Origin of the sequence: Psychrobacter coccoides, assembly GCF_017498085.1 — a bacterium.
GTDB lineage: Bacteria > Pseudomonadota > Gammaproteobacteria > Pseudomonadales > Moraxellaceae > Psychrobacter > Psychrobacter coccoides.
This window is the reverse complement of record NZ_JAGBKM010000002.1, coordinates 40,747-65,771: the sequence shown is the minus strand read 5'-3', so window position 1 is coordinate 65,771 and position 25,025 is coordinate 40,747. Positions and strand designations below refer to the sequence as shown.

Genomic DNA, 25,025 nt, shown 5'->3' with positions numbered 1-25,025 from the left:
ACACTATAACGGCGAACCAATAAAGAAGTGCAGTCTAACTGGAATACTGTCTTCTGTCACGCCAGCAGCGACATCAACACGCACCACACCCACGGGTGAAGCCCAGCGAATACCGACACCAACACCCACTTTGGTGTCAGCCTTAAAGTCTTTGTCATAGGCATTACCTACATCCGTAAACACCGCCCCGCGGAACCCAGGTATAAACTCATAGTTATATTCGGCGCTACCAACCGCCAAGATCTGTCCACCCGTCAGATAGCCTTTGTCCAATGGGGATAAACTTTCATAGTCATAACCACGAATACTTTGATCTCCACCCGCAAAAAAACGCAACTTATAAGGCACTTCGTAAAAATCATCTGCCCACAGATAGCCTGTATCTATACTGCCAAGCACCTGATGCTTGTCTGACTCTCCAAAGCTATAGATACCACTCACACCAGCTCGAGCGATTGCCATATCAGTATCCGTCATTAAGCTGTCCGTACCTGCCTCAACACCATAATACTGGCGCAAACCTCGAGTAGGATTGGTCGCATTGTCTACGTCTGTTTTACTGACACCGTAACCAAACAACAAGGCTTTTTGCTTGGGTCTAGACGAGGTGAAACGTACCGGCAGATCATCTATCTCTGTGTCGTCCACTCCTGTCTCAAGCTCATCTAGACGATAACGCACAGAGTAGCTGCGATTCCAACCGCTTTCGCGGCGAATATTACGTGCTAAAGCAGCTTTTAGCGTCTTAGTGGACAGATCGAAGTTTCCTTCTCCTTGATCAATCACTTCCTCTTCATAAGCCAAACTTGCGTCCAATTTATCATCAAGCGGGTGCTTCCATGGACGACTACCATAGACGGTCACGTTTTTATTAATTCGTGATATGGCGGTCTCCGCCCCAGCTTGATAGCCTTTACGGTTGATAAGGTTATAGTCTATTTTGGCAGTTGCTCGAGTGCCTGTATCCGTCCCATAACCAATACCGACTTGGGCATCACGTGGCTTTTCCGCCGAGACATACACATATAAAGGCACTTTTTTATCATCTAGCACTTGCTGCGGTGTTTTACGCCCTTCCAGCGTTGGGGCAACAAAGTTTTCATCATTAATAAGGCTTTCTTCTTCTGGGAAAATCTTTTGCGCCAGATTACTGATGGAGTTACTGATTTTACCTAAGATACTGTCTACGGCTTCTGGGGGTTTTTCATCGAGTACTCGATCGGTTGGTAAGCTAATTAAGCGGTCTGCCTTTGCTTTGACGGCCAGCAGCTTATCTTCTGTTTCTTGATCGACTTCAAACTCAATAGGCGCCACATCCTCTGCGTCTACAGTCGCCCCGCTATTGGCAACAACACTGTCATCAGCCGTTGGCTCATCGACAGCAGTGTCATTACCCACATCGGTGTCAATATCCGCATCAATATTGGCTGATTCACTACTGTCAGTATCTGTAGCAGTATTATCGAAGGCTAAGGTGCTACTCTCACTGCTCTCATCTGGCGGTAAGATAGACTCAACGTTGACCGTGTTAAAGTAACGGGTCGCTGATAAGTCGTTGCTGAACTTGGTTACTGCTGGGCGATAAAATGCATCTCCTGCGTCAAAACCTACCAGCTGCTTTAATACTGATGTCTCCACAGGCAGCTTTGCAGGGTCTCGTGTCAGTGTGCCCGACTCTTTATCAAAAGTAAAAAACACCACCTCGTCAAACTCGTAACGATCACCTGTATTATAAACCAGCGACACATCAGCGGTATTGTCAGGCAAAATAATATCAACGGATTTGTTTAACCAGTATTGATCAAAATAACCATAGGTGTTGCTAAGAGATTCGATCGCCGCTTTACTGTTTTTGTAGACACGATGATTGAACACATCGCCTTCTTGTGGCGGCAAATCTTCTTCAAGGGCTTGAAACTCTGGTTGCTCACCGCCCTCCCCACGAATCTCCAAAATACGATTATCGACCCGTACAGGCTCACCGAGTTTTTCAATAACCACTTCAATGGTATCAGCAGTTGGCTGACGCAGGCGCAATGTGACGTCATAATAGCCGACAGCACGGGCCGCATCTAATGCTGTCTGACGCAGGCGGGGTAAAGCGGCATTAAAGTCCACTACTGCTTGTACGCTCGTATCGTCAAGAGCAGCTTTGATATTATTGATCGGCTGACTGTCTTTGTCCGCTTTGATCAGCTTTGGTTGGGCATCGATATCATCACTGTCCGCCTCTTGCTGCAGATAAACCGTCGTTTCTACATTTGGTATCGCTGCAACACCGCCATTGAATAGGCGGTTATACACCCCTTTGACTAACCCGCCGCTATTACGTGCCGAGGTTTTAGGTTTAGAGGTTTGCTCTATACTCTCAGCGACAGCCTGGTCTTCTGTAGAAGCTTGATACTCTGGTAGATAGTCTTCGGGGTTTAATGGATCGACACCATTCAGTTCTTGCTCAATCGATGCTTCGTTTTCGATAGGCAGCTTACCTGCACTTGCTTGAGCCTTGACATCAGTGGTCTTATTCTCAGCACCCGTTACTGCATCAGCCTCCTGTTGCGCCAACACCTCCACAGGATCTTGGTCTGCATCACCACTACTGGCGGCACGGCTGACATCAATAGGACGAGACATGATTTCAGCCGCTTTGGCACGGTCCGCAGCATCTTGGTCACGCCCGAGAGTATCGAGGTTGGTGGGCGCTGGTAGACTGGCAGCATCTAATACTGGATCCAAGCCAATGGGCAGCTGATGATTCTCTAAGGTTGCTATAGGCTGATCAAAATCCTTATCCAAAACAGCCTGACTATCCCTGCTTTGAGTGTCATTGCTTTGAGTGGCACTTTGAGTAGTGCTGCTCTGCTCGTCAGCTTGATTATTGCTTTGAGCAGTCACTTCAGCGAGCTCACGATCAATCTGCTCAGGCGTCATCATCTGATGACCTTGCTGCTGTATGCGCTGGGCTTGTTCGAGTATAGCGTCATCAGCGTTAGGCGGCGGTACTTCACTGGCCTCTGCCTCAATCAAGTCAGCATTGGGCTCTGCTGTAACAATGGCGGGGCTAGAGGGTTTAGAAGGCTTGATGAGATTGCCCAGACTTTGTTTGCTATAGTCGTCTAGTACTGACTGATCGACAATACCTTGCTCTACTGCTTGTTTTAAACGCAATGCATCCAAGGCGGCATCAAGCTGCGTATCTTCGGTTTTCATTAACGCATTGTATTTGGATAAGCTAGAAAGCTTGGCAGGACCATCAGCATCTGGACGAGCATCATCTGCTATAGCAGGAAGCGTAGCGCCAAAACCAACCAAGGTCGTGGCAAGAGCAGTAAAAAGGGCTGAGCGGGTAAAACGAGTACTCGGCAAGCTTGAACAGCAGCGCAGCAGCGTTGAAGGTTGATGTTTTATCATACTTAATTCCTATCACCTCACGCGGCACATTCATACTGACGATATGATATATAACGTCTATGCTTACCGGTGAATCTACTTTTAGCCATTGACCACAGGGGTTGGCTCTGAATCTTTTAACCAATCACCTGAACAATTAGGACGGTATTGGTTTTGAGTCAATCAAGTAAAAACTTTAAATCATAGCGCAGTTAAATATCAAATCATAGTATCTAGCGCATGTATTTCTGACATAGCCTTGCTATTATACGGTCTAAAAAGTATAAAGCCTATCCTCTATTTCGATAAGTTTTTGAAAACACTCATTATTATATAAAAATATAAATTAAACATAGGCCTGTACAGGCTTATGACTACTCTGTATTAGACGCTGGCCCATTGTAGGAGTTTCCATGGCAAATCAGTTTCAGTTATTCAAGCGTCGCCGCTTTAGCGCTATGTTCTTCACCCAGTTTTTGGGTGCTTTTAATGACAATGTTTTTAAGCAAGCATTAATTTTAGTCTTAACCTATACTGCTGCCAGTCAAATCGGGGTCGAGGTCAGTATTCTTAATAACTTAGCGGCCATGTTATTTATCTTGCCTTACTTTTTATTTTCGGCACTGGCTGGGCAAATCGCCGATAAGTATGAAAAATCCAAGCTCACTCGCCTAACCAAAATACTCGAACTGACGATCATGTGTGTGGCTGCGGTGGGTTTTGTATTTGAGTGGTATGCGTTATTGTTCGTGGCCTTGTTTTTGATGGGTACTCACTCGACCTTTTTTGGTCCGATCAAATACGCCTATCTGCCTCAAGCCATGAAAAAAGACGAGCTTGTCGGTGCCAATGGTTTGTTTCAGATGGGCACGTCTCTTGCGATCTTGATAGGTATGATTGTCGCAGGCTTATTGACTCAGCTGCCCGCATCCCTGTACTGGATTAGCGCAACTGTAATCGTCGTGGCACTACTGGGCTATATCGCCACTCGCTACATTCCGATCACCCCTGCGATGCAGCCTGATCTAAAGGTCAACTGGAATATCTTTACCACCAGTATGGCCACGGTGCGCTATTTGTACGCCTTGCCGTTTTTATTCTTTGTGGTGTTGGGCAACAGCTGGTTTTGGTTTTATGGGGCGACGTTTTTGACCCAGACACCTGAGTTTAGCAAGGTCATTTTAAATGGTGATGAGTCTGTGGTTATTTTTTTACTGACTTTATTTTCTGTCGGGGTTTCCATCGGCTCACTACTGTGTAAGTCCTTGACTAGAAACAAAGTCAGTCTACGACTACTGCCTTTTGGTATCTTAGGTTTAAGCCTGTTTGCTATTGATCTGTACTTCTCATTGTCAGGACTTAACCTTACCATCAGTCATGACCGCTTATTTGGTATTAGCGATTTGTTTGGTGTGACCGGTAGCTGGCGTGTGTTTGCAGATTTGTTCTTTTTAGGCTTTAGTGGTGGTTTATATATCGTGCCCCTATATGCCTCTATGCAAGCTTATGCCCCTAAAAGCCATCGGGCACGCATCGTCGGAGCCAACAATATCTTTAATGCTATCTTTATGGTGGTTTCAGCGATTTTTGCGATTGTGATATTAAATACTCTAAAGCTGTCGCTGCCACAGTTGTTTTTAGTGACAGGCTTACTTAATATTGTCTTTGGTGTATTCTTATATATCAAATTGAACAAACACCTTAAGCAAGCCGTGATTCAAACTCATGATGCGGTATAGTTAGTAACATTAAACAACCGTCACGCAATCGTTGAGCACATCATATAGTCAGTTGAAAACAAAACTGTCATAAATTCAAAAGCGCTACTGGTATAAATTTTCCTTGCTTGCTGCGTTCCCAGAGGCTGCGCAAAATTCATCCCAGTAGCGCTGTAACACTTTTAAATTGAGCCTACTATATTATATCAGGAGCTAATCATGGGAATACGATCCTTATCTAAGATTGACAACCTATTACTTGGCGTCGATAAGGCACTACGAGCGGTTGTGCCAAACTCCAACCCAAGTACACGACCATTGCCTGTCAGTGATGATACTATCCCTGAGCTGAGCATCACAGAGTCGCGTCATGTCGCCGGGCTGATGCGTATCAACCATACTGGAGAGGTGTGCGCTCAAGGCTTGTATCATGGCCAAGCATTTAGTGCCAAGGACGACGATGTCAAACAAGCGATGCAGCAATCAGCAGAGGAAGAAGTCGATCATCTGGTATGGTGTGAGACACGGCTAAAAGAGCTGGGTAGCCACCCAAGCATCTTTACTCCGCTATGGTACGGTATGTCATTTGGGCTTGGTGCTGTGGCTGGCGCTATCTCTAATGAGTTTAGCTTAGGTTTCGTCGCTGAAACCGAAGCGCAAGTCAGTGAGCACCTCCAAGATCATATAGGTCAACTGCCTGAGCAGGATAAGCGCTCACGTGAGATACTGGCACAGATGGATATTGAAGAGCTACATCACCGCGAGCTGGCACTCGCAAACGGCGGCGCAGCGCTATCGCCTTTGGTACGCCATACCATGCGCTGGATGGCCAATCGTATGAAAGCAACAGCTTACCATGTATAACCAGCCCAGATATTAGGCATTAGATAATAAAAGTAATGCTATAAAGAAGTGGACTCTGACCTTGATGGGTAACAGTAGGATTATTAACAATCCTACTACTGAGGAACTCAGTGCTAATTTGCTAGGGTAACAAAACTAAGCAGATTTAAGGCTGCTCAACACCCCGCTACAAACGCTAAACTTATTGTGTAAAAACTATGGATATAAAAAACTATAAAATCAAATTTTTAATACCATACTGAATACTTTTACCCTACTATCTAATCTACAAACCACTTAACAAATCACTTATTGATAACCAAGGTAATGACTGCCATGAGCCAATCTACAAACCACACCAAGCAATACAAGTCTGTGACTCTGACTGCTTTAGCAGCTGCCTGTGCCATGATGTTTGCAGCGCCCACCATCGCTGCCACTGATCAGGCGGCATCGGGTGCCAATGCGCCCAGCGCTGTTGACTCAAGTCAGCGTGTCATTCGCCGGGCTCAACCAGGCGGTAATGTACAGCAAAACGCTCGAGCTGCTGCTACTGCTGTCGCTTCAGCACCTACAGGCGCTACTCGCATTTATGAGCGTGGCCCTATCACTGCCACGGGCATAGATATCAGCCATGGTCAACTGCCTAATATCCCCTCTCCGCAAGTACAAGTTGCCAGTGTCAGCTTTGTACCAACGCTATTGATTCCGCAGACGACAAACGTGGGCACCGACAAACTTGACGTCAGTTTGCTTGATGACTTTATCAAAGAGGTTTCACCCAATGCTCGCCACTATCCACCCAACTTCCCTAACCGCTCACAGCGCCATTATGCCCGCGAAAAAATCAAAGTATTGGCAGATTGGATCGAGCCATATGCTAGCGCACCAGATGCTTCATTTGAGGTGCTTTTACGAGCTGCCAAACTAAATGGTATGGGTCGCAACCTAGATTTAGGCTCAGACTTTGCCGTACGTGGCGGTCGCTATATTGACCGTGCGATCAAATTACAGCCAAACAGCGGCGAAGCAAACTTTTTGTACGGTATGATGCTGTCTGAAGGCGGTGGGTTTAAAGAAGGGCAGAAATATCTAGATAAAGCTGTCAGCCTGGGCTACACTGAAGCTGAGCAAAGCTTGGCCCAATCAGACCTGCTGAGCGATCGTCGTAACGATGCTTTGGACCGTCTACGCCGATTAGAACAGCAAGTACCAGACAACGCTATTATTCGTCAGCAGATCAAGCTTATCGAAGAAGGTAAATACTATATTTGGGACCTGCCAGCGCCTAATATCAACCTTAAACCCGAAATCTAATGTTGCTTTATCCGCTATAAACCCTTCATCTGTTTACGGCTGAAGGCCAGCTGACTTAGCGACCAAATACGCCTTATCTTGTTGATAATCTATCAATAAGATAAGGCGTTTTTTATGATGTTATTTACCATCTGTACTTTATCTCTATCAAGGCTACAGTCAAATACTCAATGGCTTCTATCTTGGCATCATAATATAGTCGATACTAAATAAAATGGATACGTTATTTAGGGCGCGCCCTAGTCTAACGCTAAAAGTTACGCTAAACTTACCAACATGTAATAAGGCATACTGAGCGTTTAACCCTAGCGCTGATGCCAAGTACTGGCGAGGGCTCAATATAGTCGGAGTACTTTTAAACCGTACGGTGTTACCCGCCCTAGATTTACTTAGTATACTGTCTGCGGCCGGTCGCCTTGTAGCGATTTTGAAATTCCTTGACTATAGATCCTAAGCCCTATCCAAATAACTACCCCTTTATTCTTGCTACTTTTGAGGCCATTTATGCTTGCCGACCATAGCGCTGTTGCAGCGACATATATGAAGAAAAAGTCCACATCTATTGCAGCAGCGGCCATACTGACAGCGGTCACATTATTGCTACCGGCGTGTAGCACCGTTTCAGTAAAAACTCAGTCACAAGCAAAGACCATTGCCGCCGAGCGGGGCAACATCGTTACCGAAAACCAACTGAGTAGCACGACTGTCTCGACTTTACTCTCTGCAGGGCTTGATGAGCAAGCCTGTATGCAAAACTTTGATCTATGCTTAACACAACTGACAGACAGTATGCTCAATAAGCATTATCGATCTGCATTGGCTATTTTTGCTGAGCTACATTATGCAAAAGCACGTCAGCTAGCAGACTCGCAAGATTGCCAGTTAGCATTATTACGTCCGCCTCTTGACCCTTATTATGCCAACGCACCTTTAAGCGCTGAAGAGGAGGCGGCACAAAAAGAAAACACCAGTGCTTGTCTTATCAACTATCAAACTCAGCTTTTTGATGCCATTAAGTCCAGCTATACCTATCTGTTTTTTGACAACCTAGCTCATGACTTTGAAGAGGTTGAAGAAGAGGATACAGACCAAGCCGTCAGACGCCAAACACACAGTATCCCAAGCGATGTCGATATCCAAACACAAGACATCTACCATGCAGCCAGCAACGATGTCATTACCCAATTATACGAGTCAGCCGACAGCCCTAACAAGCTGACCGGTCACATAAAAAAGCAACACCTGCAGATCAGTACCGATATCAATGATAGTGACACCGCCACTGTGGCCAACTTGGCACCTTTAAGCGGCAAACCTACCGATCAAATCAACGTCATGACGATGAAAGTTGATAACTATAGGTTAGATATTCACTTGCCTAATGAAAACAACTACCTACAAAACGCACAAAACCAAACCTCTGCGCTTGCAGAGCTGGTATCCACCTCACAACTTCGTCTTAACGGCTTAAACTCGATCAGCAAACGTCCTGGGCTCGGGGTTACCTTGGTAGCATCATTGAATGAACGCTATACCACCACCGTACGCCAACTGCTGGCCTCATCTTTATCAGGCAGACTGTCCAAGACAGTACATGCTGCCAGTAGTGATGACAGCGACCCTAGTACTCGCATCTACCCAACTGGCCATCTGTTGATAACAGGACTCATAAAACCCAAAGGCGATAGCGTCTTAGATGTGCTTAGCAGTGACCAGCTTGATGTTCACTTATACAACCCCTATCGCAGTAATAGCATAAATATCTTGGGTAACGACTACCCACTTGCTGCGAACTTTTCTGCCGGCTATGGACTCTGGCTAGCAGAAAACCAGCTTGACAGTGTCGGCTACTTAAACCTAATCACTCGGCGACCAGAAACCACTCTCCCTCGATTATTCATGCTTGAGCCTTATGATCCTGATAAACGTGTGCTGATCATGTTACATGGATTGGCCTCTAGTCCTGCCACTTGGGTAAACCTCACCAACGATATTTTGAACGACGATGCTTTGCGTGATAACTATCAAGTGTGGCAGATTTTTTATCCAACCAATCTGCCTATTTTAGAAAACCGCTATCAAATTCAGCGTTTGATTAATACCACTTATGAGCAGACCGACCCCACAGCACAAAACCGTGCCAGCAAAAATAGTGTCATTATTAGTCACAGTATGGGTGCCATCATCGCTCGCATGATGCTGTCAGATGACAATTTGCTCAACGATTTGGATAGGCTGGACAATCAAGGCATGCTCTCAAGTAGCGAAAAACGCCAAATCCGTGAGGCACTAAAAGCATCGTTTGGCAAGCAGCAGCTACAAGAGCGCTTCAAACTACAAGCATTACCACAAGTGGATACAGCCGTGTTTTTGTCGGCACCTTTTAGGGGCACAGATTATGCAGATCGATGGTTTACTCGTGCCTTACGTCGTATCGTCTATTTGCCCGTCGGTCTGGTAAAGACCATCACTGACAATCTAGCGACTATTGCGACCCAAGGTGAGCTAGCAGAGAGTCCGCTTGGCGCTTTGTATCTAGAAAATGGTGCCAGCCAGCTGAGTGACAAATCATCCTTCATTCAGCTAACCCGTGACATCACCATCAATGAGCGCATCACCTATCATTCTATCATTGCTAACAACGATGCAGATATCACGAAAGGGTTGGCGCAAATGCAGTCCGGCAGTATCAAAATTGATTTGTCCAAAGCTGCAACTGCTGCAAAGAGCGATGCAGAAGACACAGAAAAAAACAAGCCACTTGTCGCCGCCGTATCAGTAAATGAAGACATCAGCCAAGCACTTACTGAGCGTCTATCGGACGGTATCGTGCCTTATACCAGTGCTCACCTCGATGGTGCCGCATCGGAGACCATAATTAATGGCGGCCATAGTATCCAAACCAATCCGCAAACCATCCTTACTTTGCGGCGTATTTTGCATCAGCAGTTACAACAATAACGCTCGGTAACAGCAATCAAAACGTTCTTCACACCTTACTGCCATACATTATTAATACATAATAATGTATGGCGTGTTTTCGCCTGAAACTGCCAACTTGTCGCCTTGCTTGACGTAGACAGTCCTATAGCGGTCATCGCCAGATGCTTGCGCATCATTATCTTGAAGCGCATAATATTTAGATATTTCATGGACTATAGTCAGTTTTAAGCAAAATCGACGCCTAAATGACCCTGCGCTACAGCTATAAATATTTTTTATGAGCTGCGATTCAAAAGTTGCGGGCGATGACTGGGTCGTATGATGGAAGCTAACGCTATTTGGCCAACCAATAAAGGCAAGCGCTTATGTTCGCTACACTTATGATAGACCAACTCGATGCCTTAATGCTCGCACGTATCCAGTTCGCTTTTGTTATTTCATGGCATATTATTTTTCCAGCTTTTACGATTGGCCTTGCCAGTTGGTTAACGGTTCTTGAGTTCCGCTGGCTCAAAACAGGCGACTCTATTTATGCCGAAGTGTATAAACATTGGGTAAAGATTTTTGCGGTGACTTTCGGCATGGGCGTCGTCTCAGGCGTTGTCATGTCCTACCAGTTTGGTACCAATTGGGCCGTGTTTTCTGATAAAGCTGGTAACGTCCTAGGACCTTTACTCGCTTATGAAGTATTGACTGCGTTTTTTTTAGAAGCGTCATTTTTAGGTATTATGCTCTTTGGGTGGGGCCGTGTCAGTAAGCGCATGCACTTTGCGTCGACCGCTATAGTAGCTGTCGGCACACTTATTTCTGGATTTTGGATTTTATCCGCCAACAGCTTCATGCAGACACCACAAGGCTTTATGATTGGTACTGACGGTCTGCTCTACCCAGTTAATTGGCTTGAGATTATATTTAACCCCTCTTTTCCTTATCGCTACGTCCATATGATAACCGCTGCGTTTTTGACGACAGCTTTTGTGGTGGGTGGTATCGGTGCCTATTATTTACAGTCCAAGCGCCATACTGAACACCGTAGACATGGCCAAGTGATGCTTGGCATGGCAATGATCATGGCTATATTTGTGGCGCCTGCACAGGTACTGATTGGTGATGAACATGGCTTAAACACCCTAGAGCATCAACCAGCAAAAGTCGCTGCCATGGAAGGCATCTGGGAGGACGAACGTGGCGCAGCTTTACGTCTTTTTGCTATTCCTGACCAAAAAAACCAAACCAATAAATATGAGATCAGCATTCCTTATGTATCCGGATTGATTTTGACTCATTCTTTTGATGGAGAGGTAAAAGGCCTTAAAAACTGGGCACCAGAAGATCAACCGCCAGTTGCTATTGTGTTTTGGGCGTTTCGCATCATGGTCGGTATTGGCACGCTGATGGTGTTGGTCGGATTATTTAGTCTTTATAAGTATTTCAAAAAACAACAGTTTAGCCCTAATAGCAAGACTTTTCACCGTGTCTGGATGCTGATGACACCGATGGGGTTCATAGCATTACTGGCTGGTTGGTTTGTCACCGAAGTTGGCCGTCAACCATGGACGGTTTATGGGGTGATTCGCACAGCAGAAAGCATCTCTCCTGTGGCAGCTCAGCAAGTAGCAGCAACTTTGATTGGCTTTATTGTGCTCTATGTTTTTGTTTTTGGTGCAGGCAGTTTTTATATCCTGCGTTTGATTGCTCAAGGCCCCAAGCCGTATGAAGACCCCGCTGATGATAACTTCTATGAACATTCAGTTACTGAAGGTCAAGGTCGTACCTTAAGTGGTGACAGTCGCCCAGCAGCGCACTCTAAAAAAGAGCCAGAGGATTTAGATACCCCTGCTAATGACAGCGATGATGGAGGGTTACGCTAATGTTTAACTACGGTGATGTATTAGATTTGCCCTTAATCTGGGGCGGGCTCATTGCACTTTCGGTTTTTATCTATGTGTTACTCGACGGCTTTGATTTAGGCTGTGGTATTTTATTTCCATTTGCAGGCTCAGATAAAAACCGTAGTCGCATCATGAACTCTATCGCTCCATTTTGGGACGGTAACGAGACCTGGCTGGTGCTTGGGGGTGGTGGGTTATTTGCAGCCTTTCCTGTGGCTTACGGTATTATCATGTCGGGTCTTTATTTACCCGTCATTTTTATGTTGTTTGGGCTGATCATGCGCGGAGTGGCATTTGAGTTTCGCTTCAAATCTTCTTCTATGCGCTACGTATGGGACAGTTTCTTTTTTGTTGGCTCCATTGCTGCTGCATTTTTTCAGGGCGTGATGTTAGGCGCACTGATAACAGGGCTTGAGGCGAGCAATCGCTTGTATGCTGGTGGCGACTTTGATTGGCTCACGCCGTTTTCTTTACTTTGCGGTGTGGCCGTCATCATAGGTTATGCGTTGCTTGGTTCTACTTGGTTGATTATCAAGACTGAGCACAGCTTACAAGCATGGGCACGCAAAGTCTCAGGTTGGTTGTTGACGGCGCTGCTTGTCGCTATGGTGGTGGTTACCATAGCCACTTATTTCTCTTATATTGAAGCGCTTGAGAGCTGGTTTACTTTGTCTACCTTAGTTTATGTGGCGCCCCTACCTATTATCGCTGTGTTGGTATTTATCCTGATGCATAAAGACCTAAAAACTGAGCGTGAGTACCGCCCTTTTCTATTGACCGTGGCACTATTTTTGACCGGTTACTTGGGTGTGTGTGCGGCGATATTTCCTTATATCGTACCGTACCAGATGACGATATATGAAGCCGCTGCTGCTGACACTTCGCTATCTTTCATGTTGGTGGGCGCGCTCATCATGCTACCGATCATCCTAAGTTATACTGCTTATGCCTATTATACGTTTAAAGGAAAATCTGATCATAAACCTATGTATTAAGAATCAGCCACAAATACTTTTTTATATCGTTATGAAGCAGGTAGGTGCCATGAAAAAGCTCAGTAAGAAGCAAGCACAATGGGCATGGTTTATTGGTCTATACTTAGCAGGGTTTTTGGTTGTGTTTACTATCGCTCAGCTGATTAGACTAGCGATGGGGGTTTAATGAACTATTTAAACTAAAAGCTATCTTTGTTTAAGACCATCAGCCGACAGCCTTATATATGGCTTACTAAAAATCCCTAACGACAGCTTTCACTATCGTTAGGGCTGTTATAGTAGATACAATTGAAAAATGTATACCAGTAGCGCTTTCGGGCTAATCTATATACCGCGATGAGCCACTGCATCTTGAGTGGCGAGAAACGCATTTATCTGCTCTAAGCGTTCAGGCGTACCAACGTCTACCCAGTTATCGTCAATGACCTCAGCAGTGATTTGCAGCTTTAGCATCGCCTGCTTAAGCAGGGGCGCAAGCGCCGCAGGTTGACCTTGCACCAACCCATCGACCAATCGTGGTGACATGACGCTGATACCTGCAAAGGTAAACTTATCTGCATCGGCAACTGCTTGTTCGCTAGCCAGTCCACTATTGATCGCAAAATCGCCACCGCTGTTGTGCGCTGGATTATCAATCAATAATAGATGTGCTTTTTGATCATGACTGAGGTCATAATTGTGCAGTTTAGCAAAGTCATAAGTCGTCCAAACATCTGAGTTTACTAAAATAAACGGCGCATCCTTTAGTTTGTTGTTTTGTAGCGCTTGAAAAATACCACCAGCAGTCTCTAACGGCTCGTTTTCTTCTATCGACCAATGCAAATTCACCCCATACTGTGTCCCATCACCAAGCACATTGATCAGCTTGTCAGCCAACCATGATGCATTTATGGTGATATCAGTAACACCTGCAGCTTGTAGCGCTTTAATATGCCATACAATTAGTGGCTGCCCGCCTACCTCCACTAAAGGCTTAGGCGTCTCAAGCGTCAATGGACGTAAACGTGTCCCTTTACCTGCAGCTAAGATCATGGCTTGCGTGATTACGGACATAGTCTTTCCTTTTTTAAAGCGTAAAAATATAACCCTAAGAAGCAGCTTATTTGCAAGCTACTGAGCAAACGTATCTTGATAAGCTGGCAATACAGTCTCTTTTAGCCATGCATTAAAAGGCAGCACTGCTTGCTTTATATCATCACTGCCTTGCTCAGCAAGCCAATTGAGCTCAAAAACCAGATCACGCATGACCTTAGGAATATCAGCTAAATAGCGGTCTTTACCATCACGCTCAGACAAGCGAACAAAAATCCCCAGCACCTTAAGATGCCGCTGCACACCCATGACATTTACATCGTTTTCAAGCTGCTCTATATTTTCTGATGTGATTAGACCGGCCTGCTTTTGCATCTGCCAAAAGTCATTTACCCATTGTTTGATTTGACTCTCAGGCCAGTCAACATAAGCGTCCCGCAGTAGTGAGACCAAGTCATAAGTATAAGACCCTATCACGGCATCTTGAAAATCAATCACACCTAAACGCTGATCATCTGCTTGGTCTTGCATCAGATTTCGGCTGTGATAGTCACGATGAACGACCACTGTAGGCTGTGATAAAACTTGTTCAATCAGTGCTGACTTCAAGTTTGTCCATAGCGACGCCTCAACGCTGACACCAATAAAAGGAACAAACCAATCACAAAACAAGTCCATCTCTCGATTGAGCAACACCGTGTCATAATCGGGGAGCTGATGCGCTATGCGTGCCCGCTCTACAGAGATTTTTTGTAGCTCAATGAGTGTTTGCATCGCCAACTGATAGTTGTTATTGACTTGTTCAGGCGTAGCGTTTACCAGCAAATGTGCAAACTCTACTGTCCCAAAGTCTTGTAGTACCAAAAACCCTTGGGTTAAGTCCTGGGCAATAAGCTCTGGCACATTGACGGCTGGGGCCATGAGTGTAGTGACATTGATAAATTGTCGCATTGCATCTTGTTCATCAGCAGAATCCATGACAATATAGCGCGCCGAAGGTTGTTGCTCTACACTGCTATCAAATAACGCTATGCGATGATATCGTCGAGCACTAGCATCCCCTGGTAAGCTGTCTAACTGAAATGTCTGATGAGGGAACTGTTGTTGTAGCCAATACTCTAACTGCTGCTGACGAGTATTGACATGAGCGCTATCTATAGACGGTGAATTTTTGGGCGATAAGATGGTATTATTTGTCATAAGTGGCATCTCAGATTAATAATAAAAATGATAAGCATGGCGTATGATTGTGACAGTTTTAGACGATACTATTTGATACTGTATGACTCACATAACAATTACGACAAATACTTGCTAAAAAACTGCTCAATAGTGTAGCTGATTTGGTTTTTTTTGACTATGATAAGTCGTCAATATATGTAATATCGATAAACTTTACACTTCACCCTATTATATAGTAGCCAAATATTAAACCATTTTTAGAGCGAGTGCGGTATTATAGCCCTAGTCTGCACATAGTAAAAACAAACAGTGAATCGTTAGAGCGTTATAATTATAATATTAAGTTGCTTGACTGCGCTCCCTGCTGACCGATATGACCTCTTATGCTTAACAGCTTAATACATATTATCAAACCCAATAGCGCAGCCCCATAGGCTCGGCAATCATAGGTGTGCCCTTGTTATATTCTCCGCTCTATCAAAGTATTCGTTTGATTTTATTTGGTGCCTTAAGCGTGACAGGCTTAGCAATAAGCTCTGTTGCGGTAGCAGACAGTCATCCACAGACGGCCGCACCTTTGGTTGCTGATCGCCCTAATATTATGGATGACAGTGCCGCCACCGATCAGACAGTCGATAGTGATATCTTCGATGCTGACGCAGTTGCTACACATAATCTAGAAAACAGCCGCCCTATCAATCAAGCTGAACTGGCGACTGGTAGCACAAACATTCACATCACACGCTCCATAGTGAGTAAGGCTAAGGATCATACCACCACAGCAAAGCCGGTAGAACCAAGCTTAGACCAAGACATAACGCTAGATCGCCTTGATGACCCAAGTACAGACTATCAGACTACGCCTCAGCATCTTGATACCCCTACCTATGCCACGACAGTTCAGGATACTGATGTTGCAAGTGTCGAAACGAAAAATATTGAAGCAGAAAATATCGAAACAGGCAGTTTGAACCATACTTCTGCCAATGATGTGAGTGACTCAGACCATAGCTTGACCCGTGCTCAATATAGTAAAACCACAGATCCTGCGATTGATAACAGTCGCCTTGATGTTAGTGATGAAAGCATACAAGAAAGCCTGATGCGTCTGGCAGAGTTTTATGAGCTGACGCCAGATAGCGATACCTCCTCATCAGCACAGACTCAAGAGACTGTAATCGATACAGCGCCTTCATTAGACCATAATCTAACCGCTACGGACCTAGCGCTCACTAACAGTCAGCGCATTAATAAACGTGGCACTAACTTAGACTTGTTTTCTCATAGTGTGGATAGCTCTCAGCGCTGTGAAGGCCGCTGGGTCTACCCTCAGCGTAACCCGAACTATCAGCGTGCGGCACATGAAGCTGGCTATCAGACAACCAAGGGACAGCAGGATATATCGTCAAGCGGTAATGTTGATGATAATAGCCAAGCACCTTTATTTGCAGAGTCTGATTATGGCTATTACGACAATGTAGATTACGCTGAGCTTTCAGGCAATGTCATATTAAACCAAGGCACTCAGCATATCGAAGCTGATAAAATCGTACTGGATTTGACCAATGGCATCGCTGGTGCACAAGGCGAAGTGATGTTCACCGATCAGGCGATTGGGCATAGTCAGACGGCGGCAGTGTTCAGTCAAGACCATAGCGCTTCTCTGACTGAAAAAGCGGCTCAAGGAGGACTTATTGGGGTAGCAGATAGTCTGGCTTATAGCACGGAATCTGGACAAAGCACGGCTTACGGCGTGGCTTTTGCGAGTGTGCCATTACAATCCCATGGTTATGCTAAGCGTTTAAATCGTCCTAATGAGAGCGAGTATGAGCTTGATGACGTGATGTTTAGCACTTGCCCGCCGACCAATCGCAAATGGCAGTTTGATGCCAAAAGCATTGATTTAGATATGGATACTGGCCGTGGTAAGGCTTACGACACAACCTTTAGCATTGCTGACGTTCCTGTGTTTTATTTGCCTTATTTTAACTTTCCCATTGATAGTCGTCGCAGCAGTGGGTTTTTATTACCCAGTGCTAGTATTGATAGCGAAAGTGGTCTGGAGCTTGATATTCCCTATTACTTTAATTTAGCCCCCAACTATGATGCGACATTAAACACACACCTCTATACCAATCGCAATCCTATGCTCTCAGGTGAGTTTCGCTACTTAACCGAAAATTATGGCGAAGGAATACTGACAGGCTCATACTTACCAAATGACAGACAATATGACGACGAAGATCGAAGCAGCTTATTCTACGATCATTATTGGTCATCCAAATATATACCACGGTTAAGTGCGGATGCTAAATATAGCTATGTCTCTGATGCCAGCTATCTCGATGATTTTGATACGCTTGGTTTATCGGATACGACGCTGAACTTACCCAGACGAGCCCGCCTAAACTATTACAATGACTACATCACAGGTGGCCTTAAGGTTGAAACCTTCCAGACCCTTGACGGGCTTCTTAGTACAGGTGAGCCTTTGGAGGATAAAGACAAACCGTATTCTCGCTTGCCTCAGCTGGAGCTTAACTATCGGTTGCCTTGGCTAAAAAACTTCGATATCACGGGCGTCCATGACTCCGCTTATTTTAAGAAATCTATTGATGACGGTTCAGAAGCAGAAAAAAGTGGTGTACGCGTCTATAATAAACTCAGTACCAGCTACCCTCTTGAGTCTTCGTGGGGATATATAAAGCCTAAAGTCAGCTTACAGCACTTATATACTTCATATGACCAAGACAGTCTGGCTGACAACTCGCTGAGTAAAGAAGATGGCAGTCAGTCCGTTTTTGTGCCACAGGCCAGTATCGATGCAGGTCTAAATCTATATAAGAGTGGCTCACCATTTGGCGCATTTGATGACACCATGGGCGGCTATCAAATCCTCAGTCCAAGACTCAAATACATCTACTCTCCATATGAAGATCAAAACGAGCTTCCTAACTTTAATACTCGCATTGCCTCTATCAATTATGAGCAGCTTTATTCAGACAGCTGGTTTTTGGGGCATGACCGTTTGCAAGATTTGCACGCCATTACGCCAGGTGTTAATTATCGTTACATCGATGCAACGGGTGTGACACGTTTTGATGCTAGCATTGCAGAGCAGTTTTATATCGATGATGGGCGTGTCACTCTCGATGATCAGCAATCTGTGTTTAACAGCTCGTCATCAGGGATGGTATGGGACGCTAGCACACAGCCCTACAATAACGTTTGGTTCGATGTGAGTGGTGCACTGACCAACAGCTATGACCTGAATTATGTCACTACTGAGATACGCTATCAGCCATCTGACAACAGCCTATTTAATGTCGGTTTTGTCAAACGTATGCGTGATGACAACACCAATCAGCTGCCACTGTCTGCATTTACTGCCTCGGCGATATTCCCCTTTGACAATAACTGGCGCGTACTGGCACAGGGACAGTACGACTATAACAGTGATAAAATGCTTGATGCCCTAGTTGGCGTCGATTACGAAGATTGTTGCTTCGGTTTTGCTGTTTATGGTCGACGTTATTATAATGACCTGAATACTAGAAACAAGCCAACGCAGGCGATTATGGCCGAAATTAGATTAAATGGCTTGGGCAGTAATAATAGCCGCCTAACCAGACTGCTAACAGACAAGGTACTGGGGTTTGAGCCGGTACAGACCGCTTGGAAGGATGAATAGCCATTTTTCAAGTGATCAGCTCAATTTTAAGTAAGCTATATTGTCAAAGCTTAGCGAACAACCATGCAAAAGTATGATGGGTCAGACTATTTAATAGCTGATTACTTACCATAAAGTCATGCATAATATTATGGATAACATTGACCAAACGCCATCCAATGCGATGACATTGATGAGGAGCATCATGAGAGTTTTTTCTTTACGACAAGCCAGCCGTGCTGTATTAGTTTCTATGAGCATGAGTGCAGGTATAGCACTTAGCTTGAGTGTGAATGCAGCGACGTCTACACAGGCTCAAAACGACATGAGTCCTGCTGCCAACCAAACCAATAGCACTCGGTTGACGCCAGCGAACAGCGCCGATGGTATCATAGCACTAGTCAATGACAACGCCATTTTAAAGAGTGATTTGGCGGCGGCTATGGCACAAAGCCAAGCACGTGCACAAGCTGCAGGAGAGCCAATTACTAACCCAGCTCAACTGCAGTCTGAAGTGTTAAATGCGCTTATTTTACGCGAGCTACAATTGTCATTGGTCAACAGGATGGGACTCAAGCCTGATGAAGCCGCTATCAATCAAAGGCTGGCACAAATTGCACAAGCTGAGGGGCTAGACAGTATTGCGACCTTACAGCAGCGCTTAGATAGTGCGCAAGCGGGCAGCTATGCAAATTTACGCAAAAAACTCATTGAAGATGCGGCCATTCAAGCTTTACAGCAACGTCAAATCGCCAATCGTGTGCGCATCAGCGAGCAAGATATCGACGCCTTTTTGGCCTCTCCAGAAGCCAAACGCCTTAATCAAAGTGAATACCAAACCATCCACGTTCGTGTGCCTTATGTAGATGACTATAATCGTCTGTCGGCAGCTCAGCGTAGCGAAGCATTGGCAGTCGCTCAAAGATTACGTACCCGCCTACAGACACCTAATATAGATGTTGAAATGGCCATGAATGACTCTCAAGGTGATTATCCCATAGCTCTACAGGGGGGCGATATGGGTTTTCACAGAGCTGCTGCCCTACCTACTGAGCTATCAACTGAGATAACCAAGCTTGATATTGGCGCAGTTAGTGAGCCGCTCATTACTCCTGAAGGTATTGATGTGATCAAACTTGCCGATAAAAAAACCAGCGACACGATGATTATCCCGCAGTGGCATACCCGTCATATCTTGGTAAAAGTTGATGAGCTACAAACAGATGCGCTCGCTGAGCAAAAGATTAATGACCTGTACGAACAGCTGCGTCAAGGGGCTGACTTTGCAGATTTAGCAGCCACCTACTCTGACGATCCAGGCTCTGCAGGCCGTGGCGGCGATCTTGAATGGGTCAGCGAAGATGATATGGTTGCACCCTTTGAAGCTGTAATGAAAAACACCAGCGTCGGCGACTATTCTGCACCGTTCAAAACCCAGTTTGGATGGCACATTCTCAAAGTTGAGGGTCAACGTCAACATGATGTCAGTGACCAGTATCGTCGCAATATGGCCCGCCAAGCACTGTATCAACGTTTAGCACCGCAAGCTCAAGAAGACTGGTTACAAGAGTTACAAGCCAGTGCTTATATTCAGGTATTAGCACCTTAAGCGCTATTACGCCTATCATAACCTCTATCGAATATAAAAAAGACACGCAGTGGCGTGTCTTTTTTTATGTCACTTGAAAATGAAAGCAGCAGACAAATAAAAACCCGAACCTAGGGCGATTGGTTCGGGTTTAGGGCGCTGCATATTATTGTTATTATTTCTTCCATGACGACTTATCCTAAGTCATAAACAACAGCCTATCATACAGTGGGCTGACCTGTACTGTTAGGGCTGTTTCAACACTGCATCCATGCCTATCCTTGTGTTGATGATGCTATTATATGCTGAACCCAATTGGGTAGATAGACGCCAAAAGCATGATTGTTTGTACGCTTTTGCTTACACTATTACCTAGGCTCTTACATGCGCTCGAATGTCCAACACGCCTTAATCAGTTATTGCTAAGACCGCTGCTCCTTTGCGTGCTCCTTTGAGACTTTATTCCCTTCTTTCTCTCCTTCTTGAATCTTTTTCTCAGTTTCTGCAAAATCCTCTGACTGTGGCGTAGGCGCATTTTCTGCCTGTGTACTCGCCTCTTCTGGCTCATATTGTAAAGTAGTTAGTACAGGAAAATGATCAGAGCCAATAGATGGCAAGCGCTCAATGTCGACTACAGTAAAACAAGCACTATGAAACAGATGGTCCAGAGCCCAGCGTAAAAACGGATAATCAACATGAAAAGTATTGATAAAATGCCTACCCACACGAGGATCTAATAGGCCCGAGATGCGCTGAAAACGGCGGGTCGTCTTTGACCATGCGACATCATTAAGGTCTCCTGCTAGTATCGCCGTTTGACCTTGTTCTTTAATATGACGCCCAACCATCAGCAGCTCAGCATCTCGCGTGGTCGACTTGTCTGCCTCGGTCGGACTTGGCGGCATTGGGTGCAAACAATACAACCAAATCACACGGCCATTTTCCAAGCGTAGCTGAGTATGAATAGAGGGTATATCATCAATCATTAGATATTTAACTGTAGGATCTATCAATTCAAGTTTTGAATATAAATGCATACCATAAAGGTTATCCAATGGCACCTTAACCGTATAGGGATAGTCTGGTTCAATTTCATTTAGCGCATTCTGCCATTTTTCATCTGATTCAAGCGTGATTAAGATATCAGGCTGCTTTTGCTGGATTAAATCAACCAATTTATGAGTCTCATCATTGGGGGTTAACACGTTTGAGACCATGATTTTTAATTGATAGGCCTCTGCTTTAGACTTTTTTTTCGCTGTTTGGACTTCTTTTTTCCACAGCTTGGTATAAGGCAGTACCATTCTTAGCTGAAATATCAAAGTGATGTTCAAAGCTATAAATAAGACCCACTGCACCATTTGCCACTGTGAAAAAAAACTTAGCATACCTAACCAAGCTATCACCCCGAGCACCATAATTTGAATACGTGGAAAATCAACAACACGTACCCACCAATAATCTAGAGGCAACCACCCCCAAACGGTAACAAAGGTAATAAATCCTGCTAATAATTGCATACCATAAAATAGTAAAGATATATCCATAAATTTTATTAACCATTTATTAAGTAGATACTAGATCCAATCGCTGTGGAAACTCGAGTTTGAGTCACTCTTATAAAGTATATTACCCTATCCGAAAACAATACTTTACCTTAACACTTTGTATGATTTGTGCCTAATGCTCATTATACAAAGCAACTTGTATGGATATACTGTCTAACGTCAGATGCAATACCATCAATATACTTGATGATTGGCATGAATATTCGTAAAAATAACCTAAAGTTATGATTAGTATCATTAATAGTCGGATAAAAACAGACAAAACCGTCTAAAACCCCTTGCTTTTTCGGGTCATTCACGGCATTGTTATCGGTTGGCGATGCTACAATTAATTGTAAAAAGGATTAAGTTTCATGAGTAATGTTACAGTAGGTTTGGTAGGTTGGCGCGGAATGGTAGGCTCAGTACTCATTGAGCGTATGCGGGCAGAAAAAGACTTCGATGGTATCACACCTGTGTTTTTTTCAACCAGTAATGCAGGCGGCGATGCGCCAAAATTCGATGGTATAAAAGCCAGCCAACTGAAGGACGCTCATGATATCAAGGCACTCGCTGCTTGTGATGTGATTATTACCTGTCAAGGTGGCGACTACACCTCTAAAGTGCACCAGCCATTACGTGATACTGGTTGGGACGGTTACTGGATTGATGCGGCAAGCACCCTGCGTATGGAAGATGACAGTATCATCATTCTAGACCCGGTTAACCGTCACGTCATTGATGACGCTTTAGCCAATGGCAAAAAAGACTTTGTTGGTGGCAACTGCACAGTGTCCCTCATGATGATGGCGATTGGTGAGCTGTTTAATAAAGGCTGGGTGGAGTGGGTCAGTGCTATGACCTATCAAGCGGCAAGCGGCTCTGGTGCTAATAATATGCGTGAGCTTATCGAGGGTATGGGCGTGCTCCGTGATGCGGTAGCAGATGAGCTTGCCGATCCTGCCAGTGCAATACTAGATATTGATAAAAAGATCGCTCAAACTCAGCGCTCAGATGATTTCCCTAAACAGTACTTTGGTGTACCTTTGGCTGGCAGCTTGATTCCCTATATCGACGCCCAGCTAGAAAACAAGCAGTCAAGAGAGGAGTGGAAAGGCGGCGTTGAAACCAATAAAATTCTTGGCAATAGCGCTGAAAACAATATCCCTATCGACGGTATGTGTGTCCGTATTGGGGCGATGCGCTGTCACGCACAAGGCTTAACCATCAAGCTAAAAAAAGACATTCCGCTAGAAGAAATCGAAGCGGCACTAAAAAACAGCGGTAATAAATGGTTAGACTTGGTCGAAGACGATAAAGAAGCCACTATGAACCGTTTAACGCCAGTGGCAGTCACAGGCACATTGACCGTTGCGCTTGGTCGCTTACGTAAGCTCAATATGGGACCTGAGTATTTAGGAGCGTTTACCGTTGGCGATCAGCTATTATGGGGTGCAGCCGAGCCGCTACGTCGTATGCTAAATATCATCCGTGAGCAAAACAGCTAACGGCTTACTATCGTTTGACTCAAAAAAGACAGCATATGCTGTCTTTTTTAGTTTTAAAGCGAATCAACTATTCTAGCGTCTATTATTTCGACAATCACCCCTCACCCCATAAAGTCGCAAAAATGCTATAATCATCCACATTTTCATGGCTCAGATAGCGATTATTATATGCAATTTATTCTCCATAAAACCGCAAGCGGTAAAACACGTGCACGACGCGGTACCGTTCATCTTAATCACGGTGACGTACAAACTCCAGCTTTCATGCCCGTAGGTACCTATGGTACCGTTAAAGGTATGCTGCCACGCGATATTAAAGACATCGGTGCTGATATCATTTTAGGTAACACTTTTCATTTATGGTTACGTCCTGGTACTGAGATTATTGATAAGTTTGGCGGCTTACATCAGTTTATGCATTGGGATAAACCGATTTTGACTGACTCAGGCGGCTTTCAGGTATTTAGTCTCGGTGCTATGCGTAAAATTACCGAAGAAGGTGTGAATTTTAAATCTCCTATCGATGGTGCGAAAGTCTTTTTATCTCCTGAAAAATCGATGCAAATTCAGTACAGCTTAAATTCAGATATCGTCATGCAGTTTGATGAGTGCACACCCTACCCTGCGACACATGAAGAAGCCAAAAAATCTTTAGAGCTGTCACTGCGCTGGGGGCAACGCTGTCTCGATGAGCATCAAAAACTTGGCAGCACCAACGCCCTATTTGGTATTATTCAAGGCAGTATGTATCCTGATTTGCGTCAGCAGTCACTCGATGGCTTACTAAAAATTGGTTTTGACGGTTATGCAATTGGTGGCCTATCTGTCGGTGAGCCTAAAGATGAGATGATGGATGTTTTAGACTATATTCCTCACGCCATGCCAGCGGACAAGCCACGCTATTTGATGGGAGTCGGTAAGCCTGAGGACATCGTAGAAGCCGTGCGTCGCGGTGTCGATATGTTTGATTGTGTCATGCCTACTCGTAATGCACGAAACGGCCATTATTTCGTCACAGGTGATGCTGATAATGCGGGTGTGGTGCGCATACGCAACAGTCAATACCGAGAAGATGAAGGCCCGCTAGACCCTGAATGCGACTGTTATACTTGTCAAAACTTTAGCCGTGCCTATCTATATCACCTAAATAAGTGTAAAGAGATGCTAGGAGCGCAGTTAGCGACTATTCATAATCTTCGCTATTATCAGCGTCTGATGCAAGGTATTAGAGACGCTATTGAACAAGATAGCTTCGATGAGTTTGTGAGCGAGTTTTACAATAAGCGTGGTCAAAGCGTTCCTGAATTAAACTTGCGTTAGTCGCTTTCAACATCGACTCACAGGTTCACATACAAGTTAGATAAAATCCAAAAAGGGCTTAAGAATCATCTTAAGCCCTC

Annotated in this window: 15 protein-coding genes; 11 read left to right on the top strand and 4 right to left on the bottom strand. The window is 44.8% G+C overall.

The features are described from left to right. Window positions 1–3 precede the first annotated feature (3 nt). Window positions 4–3,411 (bottom strand): BamA/TamA family outer membrane protein, encoded by a 3,408-nt coding sequence (locus J3492_RS01770; protein WP_207989141.1) that lies wholly within the window; start codon window positions 3,409–3,411, stop codon window positions 4–6. Between the two features lie 392 nt (window positions 3,412–3,803). Here J3492_RS01770 and J3492_RS01765 point away from each other — a divergent pair, with 392 nt between their 5' ends. The 7 genes from J3492_RS01765 to J3492_RS01735 all read left to right on the top strand — a co-directional run bounded on the left by J3492_RS01765 (window position 3,804) and on the right by J3492_RS01735 (window position 13,264). Next, window positions 3,804–5,129 (top strand): MFS transporter, encoded by a 1,326-nt coding sequence (locus J3492_RS01765; protein ID WP_207989139.1) that lies wholly within the window; start codon window positions 3,804–3,806, stop codon window positions 5,127–5,129. 198 nt (window positions 5,130–5,327) lie between these two features. Next, window positions 5,328–5,972: a 2-polyprenyl-3-methyl-6-methoxy-1,4-benzoquinone monooxygenase gene (gene coq7, locus J3492_RS01760; RefSeq protein ID WP_207989137.1), complete on the top strand. Its 645-nt coding sequence runs from the start codon at window positions 5,328–5,330 to the stop codon at window positions 5,970–5,972. 306 nt (window positions 5,973–6,278) lie between these two features. Then, on the top strand, window positions 6,279–7,268 hold the full coding sequence (locus J3492_RS01755) for a tetratricopeptide repeat protein (RefSeq protein ID WP_207989134.1): 990 nt from the start codon (window positions 6,279–6,281) through the stop codon (window positions 7,266–7,268). Window positions 7,269–7,772: 504 nt separating this feature from the next. Further along, window positions 7,773–10,229 (top strand): esterase/lipase family protein, encoded by a 2,457-nt coding sequence (locus J3492_RS01750; protein WP_243453047.1) that lies wholly within the window; start codon window positions 7,773–7,775, stop codon window positions 10,227–10,229. A 347-nt stretch (window positions 10,230–10,576) separates the two neighbouring features. Further along, entirely contained in the window at window positions 10,577–12,082 is a 1,506-nt protein-coding gene (locus J3492_RS01745) for a cytochrome ubiquinol oxidase subunit I (RefSeq protein ID WP_424108368.1), read from the top strand. Further along, window positions 12,082–13,098, top strand: a complete 1,017-nt coding sequence (gene cydB / locus J3492_RS01740; protein ID WP_207989132.1) for a cytochrome d ubiquinol oxidase subunit II — start codon at window positions 12,082–12,084, stop codon at window positions 13,096–13,098. Before J3492_RS01745 ends, cydB begins: the two co-directional genes overlap by 1 nt. Before the next feature lie 49 nt (window positions 13,099–13,147). Next, the gene (locus J3492_RS01735) at window positions 13,148–13,264 is read left to right on the top strand and encodes a DUF2474 domain-containing protein (RefSeq protein ID WP_207989126.1); all 117 of its coding nucleotides are present in this window, start codon (window positions 13,148–13,150) and stop codon (window positions 13,262–13,264) included. Window positions 13,265–13,422: 158 nt separating this feature from the next. Here the strand turns inward: J3492_RS01735 and murU are convergent, their stop codons facing one another. Then, the gene (gene murU / locus J3492_RS01730) at window positions 13,423–14,151 is read right to left on the bottom strand and encodes an N-acetylmuramate alpha-1-phosphate uridylyltransferase MurU (RefSeq protein ID WP_207989123.1); all 729 of its coding nucleotides are present in this window, start codon (window positions 14,149–14,151) and stop codon (window positions 13,423–13,425) included. 57 nt (window positions 14,152–14,208) lie between these two features. After that, on the bottom strand, window positions 14,209–15,330 hold the full coding sequence (locus J3492_RS01725; RefSeq protein WP_207989121.1) for an aminoglycoside phosphotransferase family protein: 1,122 nt from the start codon (window positions 15,328–15,330) through the stop codon (window positions 14,209–14,211). A 439-nt stretch (window positions 15,331–15,769) separates the two neighbouring features. Between J3492_RS01725 and J3492_RS01720 the strand changes: the two genes are divergently transcribed. Further along, window positions 15,770–19,003 carry an LPS-assembly protein LptD gene (locus J3492_RS01720; RefSeq protein ID WP_243453046.1) on the top strand — a complete coding sequence of 1,078 codons (3,234 nt, stop codon included), beginning with the start codon at window positions 15,770–15,772 and terminating at the stop codon, window positions 19,001–19,003. Window positions 19,004–19,187: 184 nt separating this feature from the next. Then, on the top strand, window positions 19,188–20,591 hold the full coding sequence (locus J3492_RS01715) for a peptidylprolyl isomerase (protein WP_207989119.1): 1,404 nt from the start codon (window positions 19,188–19,190) through the stop codon (window positions 20,589–20,591). 401 nt (window positions 20,592–20,992) lie between these two features. On the opposite strand, the gene J3492_RS01710 is transcribed toward J3492_RS01715, so the two are convergent. Beyond that, on the bottom strand, window positions 20,993–22,117 hold the full coding sequence (locus J3492_RS01710) for an endonuclease/exonuclease/phosphatase family protein (RefSeq protein ID WP_207989116.1): 1,125 nt from the start codon (window positions 22,115–22,117) through the stop codon (window positions 20,993–20,995). A 374-nt stretch (window positions 22,118–22,491) separates the two neighbouring features. On the opposite strand from J3492_RS01710, the gene asd reads away from it, so the two are divergent. Together asd and tgt are read left to right on the top strand one after the other, a co-directional pair. Then, window positions 22,492–23,625 (top strand): aspartate-semialdehyde dehydrogenase, encoded by a 1,134-nt coding sequence (asd, locus tag J3492_RS01705; protein ID WP_207989114.1) that lies wholly within the window; start codon window positions 22,492–22,494, stop codon window positions 23,623–23,625. Window positions 23,626–23,793: 168 nt separating this feature from the next. Further along, window positions 23,794–24,945 carry a tRNA guanosine(34) transglycosylase Tgt gene (gene tgt / locus J3492_RS01700; protein WP_207989112.1) on the top strand — a complete coding sequence of 384 codons (1,152 nt, stop codon included), beginning with the start codon at window positions 23,794–23,796 and terminating at the stop codon, window positions 24,943–24,945. Window positions 24,946–25,025: the final 80 nt, after the last annotated feature.

What these genes read in the sequence shown, in the direction of transcription:
- J3492_RS01770 (WP_207989141.1), bottom strand. Translation starts at nt 3,411, where the DNA reads ATGATAAAACATCAACCTTCAACGCTGCTGCGCTGCTGTTCAAGCTTG.
- J3492_RS01765 (WP_207989139.1), top strand. Translation starts at nt 3,804, where the DNA reads ATGGCAAATCAGTTTCAGTTATTCAAGCGTCGCCGCTTTAGCGCTATG.
- coq7 (WP_207989137.1), top strand. Translation starts at nt 5,328, where the DNA reads ATGGGAATACGATCCTTATCTAAGATTGACAACCTATTACTTGGCGTC.
- J3492_RS01755 (WP_207989134.1), top strand. Translation starts at nt 6,279, where the DNA reads ATGACTGCCATGAGCCAATCTACAAACCACACCAAGCAATACAAGTCT.
- J3492_RS01750 (WP_243453047.1), top strand. Translation starts at nt 7,773, where the DNA reads ATGCTTGCCGACCATAGCGCTGTTGCAGCGACATATATGAAGAAAAAG.
- J3492_RS01745 (WP_424108368.1), top strand. Translation starts at nt 10,577, where the DNA reads ATGTTCGCTACACTTATGATAGACCAACTCGATGCCTTAATGCTCGCA.
- cydB (WP_207989132.1), top strand. Translation starts at nt 12,082, where the DNA reads ATGTTTAACTACGGTGATGTATTAGATTTGCCCTTAATCTGGGGCGGG.
- J3492_RS01735 (WP_207989126.1), top strand. Translation starts at nt 13,148, where the DNA reads ATGAAAAAGCTCAGTAAGAAGCAAGCACAATGGGCATGGTTTATTGGT.
- murU (WP_207989123.1), bottom strand. Translation starts at nt 14,151, where the DNA reads ATGTCCGTAATCACGCAAGCCATGATCTTAGCTGCAGGTAAAGGGACA.
- J3492_RS01725 (WP_207989121.1), bottom strand. Translation starts at nt 15,330, where the DNA reads ATGACAAATAATACCATCTTATCGCCCAAAAATTCACCGTCTATAGAT.
- J3492_RS01715 (WP_207989119.1), top strand. Translation starts at nt 19,188, where the DNA reads ATGAGAGTTTTTTCTTTACGACAAGCCAGCCGTGCTGTATTAGTTTCT.
- J3492_RS01710 (WP_207989116.1), bottom strand. Translation starts at nt 22,117, where the DNA reads ATGGATATATCTTTACTATTTTATGGTATGCAATTATTAGCAGGATTT.
- asd (WP_207989114.1), top strand. Translation starts at nt 22,492, where the DNA reads ATGAGTAATGTTACAGTAGGTTTGGTAGGTTGGCGCGGAATGGTAGGC.
- tgt (WP_207989112.1), top strand. Translation starts at nt 23,794, where the DNA reads ATGCAATTTATTCTCCATAAAACCGCAAGCGGTAAAACACGTGCACGA.